This is a genomic window from Methylobacterium sp. Gmos1 (assembly GCF_053764715.1).
In genome coordinates this window covers 77,470-94,011 of record NZ_JBSNCC010000021.1, presented here as the reverse complement: position 1 = coordinate 94,011, position 16,542 = coordinate 77,470, and the positions used below count along the sequence as shown (strand labels likewise).

The 16,542-nt window shown below is 69.8% G+C and carries 10 protein-coding genes and 1 tRNA gene; 5 read left to right on the top strand and 6 right to left on the bottom strand.

Annotation, left to right across the window (positions count from 1 at the left end; genetic code table 11):
• Positions 1-44 precede the first annotated feature (44 nt).
• Positions 45-121: transfer RNA gene (locus tag ACS5PV_RS27710), tRNA-Met, on the top strand.
• A gap of 46 nt (positions 122-167) precedes the next feature.
• On the opposite strand, the gene ACS5PV_RS27705 is transcribed toward ACS5PV_RS27710, so the two are convergent.
• Positions 168-998, bottom strand: a complete 831-nt coding sequence (locus tag ACS5PV_RS27705) for a phosphogluconate dehydrogenase C-terminal domain-containing protein (protein WP_455398553.1) — start codon at positions 996-998, stop codon at positions 168-170.
• A gap of 170 nt (positions 999-1,168) precedes the next feature.
• Between ACS5PV_RS27705 and ACS5PV_RS27700 the strand changes: the two genes are divergently transcribed.
• A complete protein-coding gene (locus ACS5PV_RS27700) occupies positions 1,169-2,185 on the top strand; it encodes a TRAP transporter substrate-binding protein (RefSeq protein WP_455398552.1) in 1,017 nt (338 codons plus the stop codon).
• Between the two features lie 84 nt (positions 2,186-2,269).
• Here the strand turns inward: ACS5PV_RS27700 and ACS5PV_RS27695 are convergent, their stop codons facing one another.
• The 4 genes from ACS5PV_RS27695 to gltB form a co-directional block, all read right to left on the bottom strand.
• On the bottom strand, positions 2,270-4,444 hold the full coding sequence (locus ACS5PV_RS27695) for a TonB-dependent siderophore receptor (RefSeq protein WP_455398551.1): 2,175 nt from the start codon (positions 4,442-4,444) through the stop codon (positions 2,270-2,272).
• Positions 4,445-4,790: 346 nt separating this feature from the next.
• Positions 4,791-6,215, bottom strand: a complete 1,425-nt coding sequence (locus tag ACS5PV_RS27690) for a glutamate synthase subunit beta (protein ID WP_455398550.1) — start codon at positions 6,213-6,215, stop codon at positions 4,791-4,793.
• A 45-nt stretch (positions 6,216-6,260) separates the two neighbouring features.
• A complete protein-coding gene (locus ACS5PV_RS27685; protein WP_455398549.1) occupies positions 6,261-6,863 on the bottom strand; it encodes a glutathione S-transferase family protein in 603 nt (200 codons plus the stop codon).
• 230 nt (positions 6,864-7,093) lie between these two features.
• Positions 7,094-11,785 carry a glutamate synthase large subunit gene (gene gltB / locus ACS5PV_RS27680; RefSeq protein WP_455398548.1) on the bottom strand — a complete coding sequence of 1,564 codons (4,692 nt, stop codon included), beginning with the start codon at positions 11,783-11,785 and terminating at the stop codon, positions 7,094-7,096.
• Positions 11,786-12,498: 713 nt separating this feature from the next.
• Between gltB and ACS5PV_RS27675 the strand changes: the two genes are divergently transcribed.
• A complete protein-coding gene (locus ACS5PV_RS27675) occupies positions 12,499-13,563 on the top strand; it encodes a threonine aldolase family protein (RefSeq protein WP_455398547.1) in 1,065 nt (354 codons plus the stop codon).
• A 269-nt stretch (positions 13,564-13,832) separates the two neighbouring features.
• Here ACS5PV_RS27675 and ACS5PV_RS27670 read toward each other — a convergent pair whose 3' ends face one another.
• Complete coding sequence (locus ACS5PV_RS27670) at positions 13,833-14,753, bottom strand: DMT family transporter (RefSeq protein ID WP_455398546.1); 921 nt, start codon at positions 14,751-14,753, stop codon at positions 13,833-13,835.
• A gap of 105 nt (positions 14,754-14,858) precedes the next feature.
• Here ACS5PV_RS27670 and ACS5PV_RS27665 point away from each other — a divergent pair, with 105 nt between their 5' ends.
• Together ACS5PV_RS27665 and pcaH are read left to right on the top strand one after the other, a co-directional pair.
• Positions 14,859-15,683 (top strand): IclR family transcriptional regulator, encoded by an 825-nt coding sequence (locus tag ACS5PV_RS27665; RefSeq protein WP_455398545.1) that lies wholly within the window; start codon positions 14,859-14,861, stop codon positions 15,681-15,683.
• Positions 15,684-15,811: 128 nt separating this feature from the next.
• Positions 15,812-16,540, top strand: coding sequence for a protocatechuate 3,4-dioxygenase subunit beta (gene pcaH / locus ACS5PV_RS27660; RefSeq protein WP_455398544.1), 729 nt, complete (start codon positions 15,812-15,814; stop codon positions 16,538-16,540).
• Positions 16,541-16,542 lie beyond the last annotated feature (2 nt).

Here is a 16,542-nt window from a genome sequence, read left to right as displayed (position 1 = left end):
ACCTGCCAAGCACGTCACATTGCCTCCTCACGACAACACCCTGGCGCGGGGTGGAGCAGCCCGGTAGCTCGTCAGGCTCATAACCTGAAGGTCACAGGTTCAAATCCTGTCCCCGCAACCAAATCCTGAAAAGCCCCGCTGGCGAACGCCGGCGGGGCTTTTCGTGTTCAGGTGATGCGCCGGATGCTCTCGGTGATCTCGTGCTCATCGAGGCAGCCGAGCCAGTCGTCGCGCATCAGGCGCGGCTTGCCGAACTGGATCGCCTTGTTGCAGGCATCCGAGAACACCCCGTCGACCTCCCGGAAGGTGACGGCGGCCAGGATGTTGAGATGGCCGAGCAGGAAGTCGCGGGCGCAGGGTTCCGGCACGCCGCGGCGCACGGTCTCGTCCATCGCCTCGCGCATCACCGCCAGCAGGGTGGCGCAGACCGTCTCGGACAGGCCCGGCTCGAGCAGCGCCATCTGCTCCACGGTGACCCGGTGCGAGCGCAGGATCGGCGCCCAGATCGCCTTCGCGACGCGCTCGCCGAGGGCGTAGGCCTCTTCGGGCCCCTGCATCAGGGCGCTGACGATCGACTGCTTCGCGGCGATGCCGCCGAAATGGTCGCGCCGCCCCGCTTCCGTCGCCTCGTCGTTGAAGATCGGCGGGTGGCAGGGATGGGTGACGAAGTAGGTCAGGTCCGGTCGTTCGGGCAGATGGCCGGCGAAGGGCGCTGCCGCGTCGAGGATCACCACCATCGTGCCGGGCGTCAGCTTCGGCGACAGGGTGTGCGAGACGCGGCCGATCAGCGTGTCGGGCACCGCCAGGATCACCACCTCGGCCCCGTCGAGTGCGGCATCCGCCTCGACGCAGTCGAGGCCGAGCTCCGCCTTCAGCCGCTGCCTCCCGGCTTCGCCCACCTCGACGGGAACGAGCTGGAATTCGGACTTCATCAGGTTGCGGGCGAGCCGCACGCCCATCTTCCCTCCGGCCCCGAACAGGGCGATCCTCTCGGCCATGGCGCATCCCTCCCGCGAGCCGCCGCGGGCCGCTTGGATGGCCTCTTGCCGGGCGGCGGCGGTCCAGAGTGGCGTCGGAGCGGGCCCGCGGCAATCGATTTGTCGTCCACAGACGGCGGCAGGGGCTCGGGCGTAGCGCCCGGCATCATCGGCGAAGAGGATCTGAACGAATGACGAGGCGCGACCTGTTCCGAGCCATTCTGATCGGCTCGTGCTGGGTCCTGCTGCCGCCGCTCGGGCCAGCGGCGGCGCAAGAGCCGGCGACGAGTGCTCCCATCGCGTGGCGGATGCCGACCGAGTACCCCGCCAGCACCATGCCGGGCGAGGGTCTCGCCACCTTCGCGCGCCTCGTCGCCGAGCGCAGCGGCGGCCGCCTCGCGGTGGCGCCGAGCTACGATGCCGCCGCGGGCCTGCGCTCCGGCGCGATGATCGCCGCAGTATCGGCCGGCACGGTCGAGGCGGCGGACGCCTTCACCGGGCCGCTCGCGGCGGTCGATCCGATCTTCGGCCTGTCCTCCCTGCCCTTCCTGGCGACCTCGATCGCGCAGGCGAAGGCCCTCTCGGACATCGCCCGACCGGCCTACGCGCGGGCGCTGGCGGCGCGAGGCCAGCGGCTCCTCTACGTCACGCCCTGGGCGCCGTCGGGGGTCTGGTCGCGCCATGCCCTGACGGGCGCCGCCGACCTGAAGAACCTCAAGATCCGCACCTACGACGCCGTCTCCACGGCGGTCCTGACCGCGGCGGGGGCGCGGGCCGTGAACCTGTCCCAGGCCGATGCGATCCCACAGGTGAAAGCCGGCGCCGTCGACGCGATGCTCTCCTCCGGCGATGGCGGTGTCGGGCGCCGGCTGTGGGAGCAGCTGCCGCACTTCACGGCGGTGCAGTACGCGATGCCGCTCTCGATCGCCGTGGTCTCGGGATCGGCCTACGAGGCCCTGCCGGAGGCGTTGCGCCAGGCCGTCGACGCGGCGGCCGCCGAGACCGAGGCGCGGCAATGGGCGGCGATCCGCACCCGCCTGGACGAGAACTTTTCCCGCATGCGCCAGAACGGCGTCGCCATTGCCGATCCGCCGGAGCCGTCGATCACTGCGGCCCTCGCCAAGGCCGGCGAGGTGGCGGTGGCGGCCTGGATGGGTGAGACCGGGCCGGAGGGCGCGCGGATCCTGGCGGCGTATCGCGGGCGCTGACATGCGCGTGGAGCCCTACGCGCCGCCTGTGATGCGGTCAGACACCGCTTGAACTCTTGCCCCGCACCGGTGGCGGCGCGTCCGCTACATCTTCGCCGTGATCGTCGCCAGCACCGAGAACGGCGCCCCCGGGACGTTGTTGAACTGGTTGAAGGGCTGCTCGATGTAGCGCGCGTCGGTCAGGTTGCGCAGGTTCAGCGAGAACCGGGCGTGCTCGTTGAGATCATAGAACACGGCGGCATCGACGCGGGCGTAGGAGCCGACCGTGTAGCTGTTGTTGAGGTCGCCGGTGCGCTTGCCGACGTAAGTGATGCCGGCTCCGACGCCGAGGCCGCGCCAGGGCCCTTCCTGGACCTGGTAGGTGGTCCAGACGCTGCCGCTGAAGGCCGGCACGCCGACGAGGCGGTTGCCGACCGGGAAGGTGGTGTCGCGGGTGATGCGGGCGTCGAGGTAGCCGACGCCGCCGATCACCTTCCAGCCCGGCAGGATCGTGCCGGCGATGTCGGCCTCGACACCCTCCGAGCGCTGCTGCCCGGTGATGACCGAGAAGCCGCTGTTGACGGGGTCGCTCGCCGCGACGTTGTCGCGGGTGATCCGGAAGGCGGCGGCGCTCAGGGTCAGGTCGGGGTTGAGGTCGTAGCGGGCGCCGACCTCAACCTGCTCGCCGGTCTCCGGCGCCGGATTGACGGCGCCGAGCACGTTGGCGGTCTGCGGCTTGAACGAGGTCGAGTAGCTGGCATAGAGCGCCAGCGGCTCGACCGGCCGGTAGATCAGCCCGACGCGGGGCGAGACGCCGGACAGCTCCTGCGTCGGCGGCAGGCTGCGCGAGGTCGGCAGCCGGCTGAAGTAGAACTGCTCGCCGGTGTCGTAGCGCACGCCGAGCAGCAGCTGGAAGCCGTAGCCGAGCTCGATCTGGTCCTGGGCGTAGAGGCCGGTGAGCTCGTTCTTCTGCTTCAGGTCGCTCTGGAGCGAGAGCGGGCCGGGCAGCGCCCCGAAGATCGGGTTGAGGAAGCTCACCGACGCGATGTTGCCTTGCGTCGTGTAGGAGTGGCGGTAACCGTTGATGTACTCGACGCCGACGAGAGCGGTGTGGCGCAAGCCCAGCCAGTCGAACTTGGCGACGAGTTCGGTCTGGCTGTCGACCGAGGCGTAGGTCGAGTTGGTGGCGGTCACCCGGCGCGTCAGGACCGTGCCGGCGGCGTTGACGCTGTTGGCCCGCGGCGAGATCAGGTCGAACCCGCCGCCTTGCGCGTTGAGGACCTGGCGGATCATCAGGTTCTCGTTGAAATCGTGCTCGATCTTCAGCGTGCCGAAATTCGCCATCGCGTTGTAGCGGGCGAACGGCTCGCCGTAGTAGCGCGAGATGTTGTCGAGGGGCACGCGGCCGCGAAAGGCGGTCAGGCCCTCGTCGTATTGGCCGTCCTGCTTGGTGAACTCGCCGATAAACGTCACCCGGGTGTCGGGGCCCGGGTTCCAGGTGAAGGCCGGGGCGATGAAGTTGCGGGTGTTATCGCGCCCGCCGTAGTTGCGGAAGGTCGGGTCGGCCTCGGTCGCGAAGCTGAGGCGTGCGGCCAGGCCCTCGGCGCCGGGAACCGGGCCCGACACCGAGCCCTGCACGCGCCGGAAGCCGAAGCTGCCGCCCTGTACGCTTGCATCCGCCGTCGGCACGAAGCTCGGCTGGCGCGTCACGATGTTGATGACGCCGCCGGGATCGCCGCGGCCGTAGAGCACGGAGGCCGGGCCCTTGAGCACCTCGATCCGCTCGACGTCGGCGAGGTCGCGCCGGGTGACGAAGAAGTTGCTGGCCTGGTTCAGGAACACGCCGTCGATGGCGTAGGTCTGGGTGTTGAAGCCGCGGATGTTGTAGGTCTCGGTGCGGCCCTGGAGCGTGCCGGCGGGCTGGACGTTGCTGACGTTGAACAGGGCGTCTGTGAGCCGGGTCTCCTGGCGGTCGACCAGCACCTCGCGCGGCACGACGTTCACGGTCTGGGGCACGTCGCGCAAAGCCGTGTCGGTCTTCGTCGCGGTGGCGCTGCGGGTGGCGCGGTAGCCCTGGACGGGGCCGGTGGCGGTCTCGGTGAAGGCCGGGGCCCCCGGGACCTGGGCCGGACCGGCGACCGTGATCGTGTCGAGGGCGATGGTCTCGCCCCCATCCTGCGCCCCCGCCCCGCCCGCCGCGAGGCCCGGCGCGGCGCCCGCGAGCAGCGCGAGGAGCAGCGGCGAGCGGCGCCGGTTCACGGGGCGGGGACGTGGGCGCACGGGGACCTCGGGCGGAAGAAGCGTCTCGTCCGCGGGTAATCGCGCCGGCACCGGCAATCAATTCCTTCACTATCTCAAGACTTTGAACCGTTCCAAGTCCGGTCGCTATCGGCCCTGGTGTTGCGTCAATGCATCTTTCTTGGCGCTCGCTGCTGCGGCAGGGCAGTGGATAATCGCTCTGCATCCTGAGAATTGGAATAGATCTAATGAGATTTCCGGGCCGAGAGGATGATTGCCCCCCAGGCTCGTCACCTTCCTCGTCGCCTCTGAAACGAGAACGGGACCCGCCCCGGTCCGGAGCGAGTCCCGTCGATCGATCAGGAGGGTCCAGGCCGCCCGCGCCGCCTCACAGCGGCAGGGTCGTCGCCCCCATCAGCGCCTCGTCGATGGCGCGAGCCGCCTGACGGCCCTCGCGGATCGCCCAGACCACCAGGGACTGGCCGCGGCGCATGTCGCCCGCGACCCAGACCTTGTCGTTCGAGGTGCGGTACTGGCTGTCGTCGGCGAGCACGTTGCCGCGCTTGTCGCGGGCGACGCCGGATTCCTCGATCAGGCCCGTCGCCACCGGGCCGGCAAAGCCGATCGCCATGAAGACGAGGTCGGCGGGCAGCAGGAACTCGGAGCCGGCGATCGGCTTGCGGGACTCGTCGACCCGGGCGCAGACCACGCCCTTAACCTTGCCCTTCTTGCCCTCGATGCGCAACGTCGCGGCCTGGAACTCGCGCTCGGCGCCTTCCGCCTGGCTCGACGAGGTCCGCATCTTGGTCGCCCAGTACGGCCACACGGCGAGCTTGTCCTCGCGCTCCGGCGGGCGCGGGCGGATGTCGAGCTGGGTGACCGAGAGGGCGCCCTGGCGGAAGGCGGTGCCGACGCAGTCCGACGCGGTGTCGCCGCCCCCGATCACCACCACGTTCTTGCCGGCGGCGACGATCGGCTCCTCGGCCGTGGGCGCCTCCTGGCCGACGCGGCGGTTCGACTGGACGAGGTAGGGCATGGCGAAGTGCACGCCCTCGAGCTCCTGGCCGGGCAGGCCGGGATCGCGCGGGGCCTCGGCGCCGCCGGCGAACAGCACGGCGTCGAACTCCTCGTGCAGGCTGGCGAAGGAGCGGGTGACGCCGACGTTGACGCCGTAATGGAACTGCACGCCCTCGGCCTCCATCTGCCGCACCCGGCGGTCGATGTGGCGCTTCTCCATCTTGAAGTCAGGGATGCCGTAGCGGAGGAGCCCGCCAGCCTTCGGCTCGCGCTCGAAGACGTGGACGTCGTGGCCGACCCGGGCGAGCTGCTGGGCCGCAGCCAGGCCGGCGGGACCTGAGCCGATCACCGCCACCTTCTTGCCGGTCTTGACCTCGGCCGGCTCCGGCACGACCCAGCCCATGCTCCAGGCCTTGTCGGCGATCGCCTGCTCGATGGTCTTGATCGCGACCGGCTGGTTCTCGAGGTTGAGGGTGCAGGCCTCCTCGCACGGCGCCGGGCAGATGCGGCCGGTGAACTCCGGAAAATTGTTGGTGGAGTGCAGGTTGCGCGCCGCCTCCTCCCAGTCCGCGTTGTAGACGAGGTCGTTCCAGTCCGGGATCTGGTTGTGGACCGGACAGCCGGTCGGGCCGTGGCAGAACGGGATGCCGCAATCCATGCAGCGCGCCGCCTGCTTCTTCAGGTCGTGCTCGTCGAGCGGCAGGGTGAATTCGAGGAAGTGCCGCACGCGGTCGGCCGCGAGCTGATACTTCTGCTCCTGCCGGTCGAATTCGAGGAAGCCTGTGACCTTGCCCATCGGTGGAGTGCTCAGTTCGTGAAGTGATCGGGCCGGCGGCGGGTCTTAAGCGACCCCAGCGACGGTGGCGGATGTGGGGAGCGCGTCCCCGCAGCGGGTGAGCCAGGCCCGGATCGCGGGCCGGCCCGAGAGATCGAATCCGCCCTCGTCGGCGAATTGCGTATAGGCGAACAATGCGACGTCCGCGATGCTCACCGCCTCGCCGACGAACCAGTCGACGGCGGTCAAGTGTCGCTCCATCAGGGCGAGGGCGGCCTCGCCGGCGGCCACCCGCTTGGGATCGCGGGTCTCGGCCGGCTCGCCCCGGTAGCGCATGTGGAAGCGGCAGACTGCGATGGTCGGCTCGTGGCTGTACTGCTCCCAGAACAGCCACTCGTCGATCTTCGCCTGCGTCCAGGGGTCGTTCGGCAGCAGGGCGGAGCCGCGGGCGAGGTACCGGATGATCGCGTTCGATTGGGCGAGCGTCCGCCCATCGTCGAACACCACGCCCGGGACTTGGCCCACAGGAAAGCGGGCCAGATACTCGGGCGTGCGGCTCTCGCCCCGCATGATGTCGATCGGGATCCACTCATAGGCGAGCCCGAGGTGGTCGGCGACGTACCGCACCTTCAGGCAGTTGCCCGACATCATGTCGCCGTAGACCTTCACCGCGGGATCTCCTTGATTCCCCGATCGTCGACGAGGCTCCACCCCAACCCTCCCCCCTCTGCGGGGGAGGGTGGTCCCTGCGTGAGCAGGGGCCGGGAGAGGGGCAGCGCGACGCTGATTCAGTTGGTGCCCGTCACCGAGGTCGCGATCTTTCCGGAAGCGGCGTCCCCTCTCCCGCCCCGCTTCGCGGGGCACCCTCCCCCGCATAGGGGGGAGGGTTCAGGTCGGCGTTACTCCGCCGCCACCGGCATCCGGGCCCGCTCCATCTCGCGCAGGGCCCGCCGGTACTCGACCGGCATCACCTTCACGAACTTGGTGCGGTAGGTGTCCCAGTTGTCGATGATCGCCTTGGCGCGCACCGAGCCGGTGTACTTCAGGTGGTTGTTGATGAGCCCGACGAGGCGCTCCTCGTCGTGGCCGGACATGTCGGCCAGGATGTCGATGCGCCCCTTGGTCTCCAGGTCACCGTCCTGGTGGAAGCGGCGCATGAACTCGTCCTCCTCCTCGACCGGCTCGAGATCGACCATCGACAGGTTGCAGCGCTTGGCGAACGACCCGTCCTCGTCGAGCACGTAGGCGATGCCGCCCGACATGCCGGCCGCGAAGTTGCGCCCGGTCTCGCCGATCGACACGACGACGCCGCCGGTCATGTACTCGCAGCCGTGGTCGCCCATGCCCTCGACCACCGCGATGGCGCCCGAGTTGCGTACCGCGAAGCGCTCGCCGGCCGCACCGCGGATGTAGGCCTCACCGGCGATGGCACCGTAGAGCACGGTGTTGCCGACCATGATGGTCCGGTCCGACGGCGAGCCGAGGGCATCCGAGGGCCGGATGATCAGCTTGCCGCCCGACAGGCCCTTGCCGACGTAGTCGTTGGCGTGGCCGGTCAGGCTGAGCGTCACGCCGGCGGCGAGCCAGGCGCCGAAGCTCTGGCCGGCGGTGCCGGTGAGCTTCACCGTCAAGGTGTCGTCCGGCAGCCCCTCGTGGCCGTGCGCCTTGGCGACGGCGCCCGAGAGCATCGCTCCCGCGGCCCGGTCGGAGTTGCGGATCGTGTCCTCGACGGTCACCGCCACGCCAGTCTCGATTGCGTCGCCGATTGCCGAGATGAGCCGCCGGTCGAGGACCTGGTCGATCGGGTGCTTCTGGGTGTCGACGTGGCGGAGCGCGACCGTGTCCGGCACGTCAGGCTTGTGGAACAGCCGCGTGAAGTCGAGGCCCTTGGCCTTCCAGTGCGAGATCGCCGCGAGCTTGTCGAGGTATTCCGAGCGGCCGACGAGGTCGTCGAGCTTGGCGACGCCGAGGGACGCCATCAACTCGCGGACCTCTTCGGCGACGAAGAAGAAGTAGTTGATGACGTGCTCGGGCGTGCCCTTGAAGCGCTTGCGCAGCACCGGATCCTGGGTCGCGACGCCGACCGGGCAGGTGTTGAGGTGGCACTTGCGCATCATGATGCAGCCGGCCGCGATCAACGGCGCGGTCGAGAAGCCGAACTGGTCGGCGCCGAGCAAGGCCGCGATCAGCACGTCCCGGCCGGTGCGGATGCCGCCGTCGGCCTGGAGCGCCACCCGGCCGCGCAGGTGGTTGAGCACCAGGGTCTGCTGGGTCTCGGCGAGACCGATCTCCCAGGGACCGCCCGCGTGCTTGATCGAGGTCAGCGGCGCCGCACCCGTCCCGCCGTCGAACCCTGAGATGGTGATGTGGTCGGCGCGCGCCTTGGCGACGCCGGCCGCCACCGTGCCGACGCCGACCTCCGCCACCAGCTTGACCGAGACCTCGGCCGCCGGGTTGACGTTCTTGAGGTCGAAGATCAGCTGGGCCAGATCCTCGATCGAGTAGATGTCGTGGTGCGGCGGCGGCGAGATCAGGCCGACGCCCGGCGTCGAGTGCCGGACCTTGGCGATCTTGGCGTCGACCTTGTGGCCGGGCAGCTGGCCGCCCTCGCCGGGCTTGGCGCCCTGCGCTACCTTGATCTGCATCATGTCGGCGTTGACGAGGTACTCCGCCGTGACGCCGAAGCGGCCCGAGGCCACCTGCTTGATCGCCGAGCGGCGCGAGCGGCCGTCCGGCAGCGGCCGGTAGCGCTCGCGCTCCTCGCCGCCCTCGCCCGAGTTCGAGCGCCCACCGAACGAGTTGACGGCGATCGCCAGGGTCTCGTGCGCCTCCTTCGAGATCGAGCCGTAGGACATCGCGCCAGTGGCGAAGCGCTTGACGATCTCGACCGCCGGCTCGACCGCGTCGATCTCGACCGGCGTCCGGCCGATCTCCGCCGCGCTCTTGATCCGGAACAGGCCGCGGATGGTCTTGAGGTGGTTCTCCTGCTCGTTCACCATCTTGGCGTAGGCGCGATAGCGGTCGGGCAGGTTGAGCCGCACCGCGTGCTGGAGCGTCGCGACGGTGTCGGGCGTCCAGGTATGGGCCTCGCCGCGCAGGCGGTAGGCGTACTCGCCGCCGACGTCGAGGGCGGTGCGGTAGACCGGCGAATCACCGAAGGCGTCGCGGTGACGGCGCACCGTCTCCTCGGCGATCTCGGCCATGCCGATGCCCTCGATGGTGGTCGCCGTGCCGAAGAAGTCGCGCTCGACGAAGGTCGAGTTCAGGCCGATCGCGTCGAAGATCTGCGCGCCGCAATAGGACTGGTAGGTCGAGATGCCCATCTTGGACATCACCTTGAGCAGACCCTTGTCGATCGACTTGATGTAACGATAGACGATCTCGTCGTCGGTAAGTTCCGGCGGCAGCTCGTCCTTCATCGCGATCAGCGTCTCGAAGGCGAGGTAGGGGTTGATCGCCTCGGCGCCGTAGCCGGCGAGACACGCGAAATGGTGCACCTCGCGCGGCTCACCCGATTCGAGCACGAGCCCGACCGAGGTGCGAAGCCCCTTGCGGATCAGGTAGTTGTGCACCGATGCGGTGGCGAGCAGCGCCGGGATCGGGATCCGGTCCGGGCCAACGGCACGGTCGGAGAGCACGATGATGTTGTAGCCGCCGCGCACCGCGGCCTCGGCCCGGTCGCACAGGCGATCGAGCGCGCCGTCCATCGCCTGGGCGCCGGTCTCGGCCGGGTAGGTGATGTCGAGGGTCTTGGTGTCGAAGCGGTCCTCGAAATGGCCGATGCAGCGGATCTTCTCGAGGTCCGCGTTGGTCAGGATCGGCTGGCGCACCTCGAGGCGCTTCTTGCGCGAGGTGCCCTCCAGGTCGAGGATGTTCGGACGCGGCCCGATGAACGAGACGAGGCTCATCACGGCCTCCTCGCGGATCGGGTCGATCGGCGGGTTCGTCACCTGCGCGAAGTTCTGCTTGAAGTAGGTGTAGAGGAGCTTGGGCTTGTCGGAGAGCGCGGAGAGCGGCGTGTCCGTGCCCATCGAGCCGACCGCCTCCTGGCCGGTCACGGCCATCGGCTGCATCAGGAGCTTCAGGTCCTCCTGGGTGTAGCCGAAGGCCTGCTGGCGATCGAGCAGCGACACGTCGGTGCGCGACTCGCGCGGCTGCACCGGACGCAGGTCCTCGAGCACGATCTGGGTGCGCTTCAGCCACTCCTTGTAGGGGTGGGCGGCGGCGAGCTCGCTCTTGATCTCCTCGTTGGAGACGATGCGGCCCTTCTCGAGGTCGATCAGCAGCATCCGGCCCGGCTGCAGGCGCCAGGACGAGACGATCTTCTCGTCCGGGATCGGCAGCACGCCCATCTCGGAAGCGAGCACGACGAGCCCGTCATCGGTGACGAGGTAGCGGGCGGGGCGCAGGCCGTTGCGGTCGAGGGTGGCGCCGATCTGGCGGCCGTCGGTGAAGCAGAGCGCGGCCGGGCCGTCCCACGGCTCCATCAGGGCGGCGTGGTACTCGTAGAAGGCGCGCTGCTCCTCGCTCATCAGCGGGTTGCCGGCCCAGGCCTCGGGCACGAGCATCATCATCGCGTGGGCGAGCGGGTAGCCGCCCTGGACGAGGAACTCGAGCGCGTTGTCGAAGCAGGCGGTGTCGGACTGGCCCTCGTAGGAGATCGGCCACAGCTTCGAGATGTCGTTGCCGAACAGCTCCGAATCGACGCTGGCCTGGCGTGCCGCCATCCAGTTGACGTTGCCGCGCAGCGTGTTGATCTCGCCGTTATGGGCCACCATCCGGTAGGGGTGCGACAGGCGCCAGGTCGGGAAGGTGTTGGTGGCGAAGCGCTGGTGCACGAGTGCGAGCGCCGAGACGAAGCGCTCGTCCTTCAGGTCGAGGTAGTAGTGGCCGAGCTGGTTCACCAGCACCATGCCCTTGTAGACGATGGTGCGCGAGGACAGGGAGACCGGGTAGAACTCCTTCAGCCGCTCGTCCTTGAGGGTGTAGACGGCGTTCGAGATCACCTTGCGGACGAGGAACAGCCGGCGCTCGAAGGCGTCCTGGTCGGCGCTCGACGCCGGGCGGCCGATGAACACCTGGCGGTGGCGCGGCTCGCTCGCCTTCACGCTCTCGCCGAGGTCGGAGGGATCGACCGGCACGTCGCGCCAGCCGAGGAGCGTCAGGCCCTCGTCGGCGATCGCCTTCTCGACGATCCCCTCGACGAGCTTGAAGCCCTTCTCGTCGCGCGGCATGTAGAGCTGGCCGACGCCGTAATGGCCGGCCTCCGGCAGCTTGATGCCGAGGCGCTCGGCCTCCGCCGCGAAAAAGCCGTGCGGGACCTGCACCAGGATGCCGCAGCCGTCGCCCATCTTCGGGTCGGCGCCGACGGCGCCGCGATGGTCGAGGTTCTCCAGGATCTGGAGGCCCTGCTGGACGATGGCGTGGGTCTGACGGTTGTGCATGTCGGCGATGAAGCCGACGCCGCAGGCATCCTTCTCGTTGCCCGGGTTGTAGAGGCCCTGGCGCGCCGGCAGGGCCGGATCGCGCACGACGAGGGCGGGAACGGCCTGCCCGCGGGTGGAGGACTGGGACTGGTCGGTGCCGCTCATCGTCTGGTCTCCCAAGGTCCGGTCTTCGGTTCGGCTCGCGGAACGCGCGCGCTGGTTCGTGTCTTTGGTGGCCGATGCGCCAATCCGCGCAAGGGCCGGAAGCAATTGCCTGCCGCAAGGGCAGGCCTGCCTGCCGCAGAGGCAGACCCGCCGCTCAGGCAGGTATACCCGCCTCGTCGGGCGGGCAAAGTGGTGCGGACGGCCGAGAGGGACGCCGCGGGCCGGCCGGCCGAGGGCACGGCCGCCTGCCTTCGTGTTCTTTGGTCCGCGGGAGGGTCGGTCGCGTCTCGCGAAGGGAGCGCCCGCACCTCGCGAGCGCCCGGCAGGCTGGTGTTCAGCCCGCGTGCGCCCGCACCGCCCGAATGGCGGCGCGTTTGGTATCTCGTTTGGCTATCGTGCAAGCCACAAGCCAGCGCCCTTGCGACCCGGGGGCGCGGGGCCCGACCGGGAAAATGGGACAGCGGTACTGTCCTAACTCGCGGAACCTGCCAGATTTCAATCGCTCCAGCAAGAGGCCATTCCGTCCCGGCTTGTGCTTTTCTTGCGTTTCGCGGACGGGCCTCGCAACGAAACACCGAATCCGGGCGGGAGCGCGCATTTTTCCCCCGTGAAACGCGGCCGGCCGCACATGAGGGCCATGAGCCGGCACGCCTCGCCCCGGCCCCTCCTTCCCGTCATGATGCCGGGAACATCGTTCGGGGACAGGCAGGCCGATGAACTTCGCAAGCGACAACGTGGTGGGGGCGAGCGCCCCGGTCCTGGAGGCGATCGTGCGCCATAACGGCGGGGCGATGCCGGCCTACGGCGCCGACCCGCTGACGCTCGGGCTCACCCCGCGCTTCCGCGCAGTGTTCGATCATCCCGAGCTCGCGGTCTTCCCGGTCGCCACCGGCACCGCGGCCAACGCGCTCGCCCTCTCGGTGATGGTGCCGCCCTTCGGCCTGTGCGTGTGCCACGAGGAGGCGCACGTGATGGAGGACGAGTGCGGCGCGCCGGAATTCTACACCCACGGCGCCAAGCTGCACGGCCTCCCCGGCACCGGCGGCAAGATCGAGGCGGACACCCTCGACGCGTTCCTCTCCGGCCTGACCCGGCACGTGAAGCAGATGCCGCCCCGCGCGCTCACCCTGTCGCAGCTCACCGAGAGCGGGCAGGTCTACACGGTCGAGGAGATCTCGGGCCTCGCCCGCATCGCGCATGCCCACGGGCTGACCGTCCACCTGGACGGGGCGCGCTTCGCCAACGCCCTCGTGTCCCTAAACTGCTCGCCCGCCGAGATGACCTGGCGCGCCGGCATCGACGTCCTGTCGTTCGGGGCGAGCAAGAACGGCGCGCTCGCCGCGGAGGCGATCCTGGTCTTCCGCCCCGACCTCGCCGAGACGCTGGACTTCCGCCGCAAGCGCGCCGGCCACATCCTGTCGAAGGGCCGCTTCCTCGCCGCCCAGCTCGACGCCTACCTCGAGGGCGACCACTGGCTCGAGAACGCCGCCCACGCCAACCGGATGGCGGCGCGCCTCGCCGCAGGTCTGTCCGAGATCCCGGGGGTACGCCTGGCCTGGCCGGTCCGGGGCAACGAGCTCTTCCCGATCCTGCCGGCCGGGCTCGACGCGGCCCTTCGCCGGGGCGGGGCGGTCTACTACGACTGGGCGAGCCGCAGCCTGCCGGCCGGGGAGAGGGTTCGCGAGGGCGAGCGGATGATCCGCCTGATCACCGCCTTCTCGACCACGGAGGCGGAGGTGGAGGAGTTCTTGGCGTTGGCGCGGCGGGCACAGGGCTGACCGTTGGAGGAGGAACGCGGGCCTTCTCCTCTCCCCGCGGGCGGGGAGAGGGCCGTGTCTCCGTTCAGGAGACGCGGCAAGCGGAGGCGCAGCCGGAGCGAGGGTGAGGGGGTCTCGCCGCGTGAGGCTCCTCCGGAAACACCCCCTCACCCTCGCCCTGCGGGCTCGCTGCACTCCCTGGACGGGAGCGCAGCCCTCTCCCCGCCCGCGGGGAGAGGAGAAACCAGCGCTTCTTTCTTAAATAGGAAGGCCCTGTTCCGCGGACGGCATCACACCGCCCCCTCCTCCCCCGGCGGCGTGACCGGCGGGCGCTCGTGGTAGAGCAGGTACAGCCCCGAGGCCGCCACCACCGCGCCGCCGATGATCGTCCAGTGGTCCGGCAGGTGGCCGAAGACCAGGAAGCCGAGGAGCACCGCCCAGAGCAGGTGGGCGTAGGCGAAGGGCGCCAGCGTCGAGGCCGGCGCCCGGCGATGCGCCAGGATCAGCAGCCAATGCCCGAGCGCGCCGAAGAAGCCGACCGAGAGGATGCCGAGCCAGGTCGAGGGCTCGGACGGCGTCTCCCACAGGAACGGCAGGAACGGCGCGGTGAGCACCGAGCCGACGAGGCCGGTATAGAACATCGTGGTCTCGGGCGGATCGTGGGCCGCGAGCATCCGCGTCACCACGATGTAGACGCCGTTGACGAGGGCGGTCACCACCGCGAGCAACGCCGCCGGATGCATCCCCGAGACGCCCGGACGGCTCACCACCAGGACGCCCGAGAAGCCGACCAGCACCGCGCCCGCCCGCCGCCAGCCGACCCGCTCTCCGAGGAGGGGACCGGCGATCAGCGCCACCACCAGGGGCGAGGCGAAGGTGATCGAGGTGACCTGGGCCAGGGGCAGGTAGCGGAGCGCCACGAACGAGCACATCGTGGCGGTGACCAGGCACAGGGAGCGCAGCACCTGGAGCCCGGGCTTTCGCGTGCGCATCAGACCGACGATGTCGCGCCGCGCGGCGAGGAAGCCTGCCACGATCACGAAGCTGACGAGGTAGCGCACCGCCACGATCAGCATCGGGCTCATCGACCCGCTCAGGAACTTCGCCGAGGCGTCGATGGAAGCAAAGCCCGCAACCGCGCTCACCATCAGGGCGATGCCGGTCAGGGTCTCCCGCTGGCCCGTCTCCCGCAGGCCCGTGCCGCCGCGCATGCGCCGCCTCCCCCGTCGCGTCACCGAGTCTTGACTTAGACCGGAACTCCGTTCAAATCCAGAACCGCGTTCCAGATTTGCGGACGCGAGACCTGAGCACGACAGATGGCCGGCTCCCTGCTGCGGCGCGCCCTGGACCTGGTGGAACTCCTCGCGAACCATCCGCGCGGGCTGCCGCTCCAGACCATCGCCGAGACGCTGGATATCCCGAAGAGCGGCGCGCACCGGCTGCTCGCCGAACTCGCCGAGCACGCCTACGTCGTGCAGGACGGCGAGACCGGCCGCTATCTTCTCACCACCAAGTTCGCGACGCTCGGCCTCAAGCATCTCTCGCGCACCGGCGTCGTCGACGTGGCGCAATCGGTGCTCAACCGGCTGGCCGACCTCAGCGGCGAGCTCGCGCGGCTCGCGGTGGTCGATTACCCGCGCCTCGTCTGGGTGGCGAAGGCGCAAGGCGCCCGCACGGGCCTGCGCTACGACGGCGACATGGGCGCCGAGGCGCGGCTCTCGACCTCGTCCACCGGCATCGCGTGGCTGGCGAGCCTCACCGACGAGGAGGCCTTGAGCCTCGTCATGCGCCAGGGCCTCGGCACGCCCGAGGAATGCGGACCGAACGCACCGCGCACGGTCGCCGCCCTGATGGCGCTGGTGAACGAGGCCCGCGCCCGGGGCTACGCCTGGGTGCAGGACACCAATACCCCGGGGGCGGCCGCGATGGCCGCCAACATCGTCCATCCGCAGACCGGCCGGGCGATCGGCAACCTCAGCGTCGCCGGCCCGAGCCTGCGCCTGACCGAGTCGCAGCGCGACGCCATCGCGCCGGACCTGCTCTCCGCCGCCGCCGAGCTGTCCTCGGTCGGCGCCTTCTCCGAGTATCTCGGGGCGCTCGGCGGCCGGATCGCCGACCGGACCGGGGTCACGTCCGGGTGACGCCTTGAAATGGCCCGCCCCCCGCGACGGTGGTAAGTCCCGCGGGTGCGTCGAACGGGCCGTGAAAGAGCCGCCGAGGATCACCCTCGCACGAACCGCCTCCGACGAGGAGCGCACAGGAGGAAACGATGACCCACGCCGACAGCGAGTTCCTGCAGAGGGACCGCTCGATCCACCCGCCGGCCTTCACGCCGGACTACAAGACCAGCGTGCTGCGCTCGCCGCGCCGCGCGATGCTGTCGCTGCAATCCTCCCTGTCGGAGGTGACCGGCCCGGCCTTCGGCCATTCCGAGCTCGGCCCGCTCGACAACGACCTGATCCTCAACTACGCCCGCGAGGGCGAGCCGATCGGCGAGCGGATCTTCGTCCACGGCCACGTCCGCGACGAGAACGGCCGGGGCATCCCCCACACCCTGGTCGAGTTCTGGCAGGCCAATGCGGGCGGGCGCTACCGCCACCGCAACGACCGCTACCTCGCGCCGATCGACCCGAATTTCGGCGGCTGCGGCCGGACGATCACCGACGAGAACGGCTTCTACTACTTCCGCACGATCAAGCCCGGGCCCTATCCCTGGCGCAACTTCCTGAATTCCTGGCGCCCGGCGCATATCCACTTCTCGGTGTTCGGCACCGGGTTCGCCCAGCGCCTGATCACCCAGATGTACTTCGAGGGCGATCCCCTGATCTGGCGCGACCCGATGGTGCTCGGGATTCCCGACCGCTCGGCCGCCGAGCGGCTGATCGCGCCCCTCGACATCAACGCCGCGGTGCCGCTCGACATGCTCGCCTACAAGTTCGACATCGTGCTGCGCGGCCGCCAGCAGACCTTGTTTGAGAACAAGCTCCAGGGGAACTGACG

What these genes read in the sequence shown, in the direction of transcription:
- ACS5PV_RS27705 (WP_455398553.1), bottom strand. Translation starts at nt 998, where the DNA reads ATGGCCGAGAGGATCGCCCTGTTCGGGGCCGGAGGGAAGATGGGCGTG.
- ACS5PV_RS27700 (WP_455398552.1), top strand. Translation starts at nt 1,169, where the DNA reads ATGACGAGGCGCGACCTGTTCCGAGCCATTCTGATCGGCTCGTGCTGG.
- ACS5PV_RS27690 (WP_455398550.1), bottom strand. Translation starts at nt 6,215, where the DNA reads ATGGGCAAGGTCACAGGCTTCCTCGAATTCGACCGGCAGGAGCAGAAG.
- gltB (WP_455398548.1), bottom strand. Translation starts at nt 11,785, where the DNA reads ATGAGCGGCACCGACCAGTCCCAGTCCTCCACCCGCGGGCAGGCCGTT.
- ACS5PV_RS27675 (WP_455398547.1), top strand. Translation starts at nt 12,499, where the DNA reads ATGAACTTCGCAAGCGACAACGTGGTGGGGGCGAGCGCCCCGGTCCTG.
- ACS5PV_RS27670 (WP_455398546.1), bottom strand. Translation starts at nt 14,753, where the DNA reads ATGCGCGGCGGCACGGGCCTGCGGGAGACGGGCCAGCGGGAGACCCTG.
- ACS5PV_RS27665 (WP_455398545.1), top strand. Translation starts at nt 14,859, where the DNA reads ATGGCCGGCTCCCTGCTGCGGCGCGCCCTGGACCTGGTGGAACTCCTC.
- pcaH (WP_455398544.1), top strand. Translation starts at nt 15,812, where the DNA reads ATGACCCACGCCGACAGCGAGTTCCTGCAGAGGGACCGCTCGATCCAC.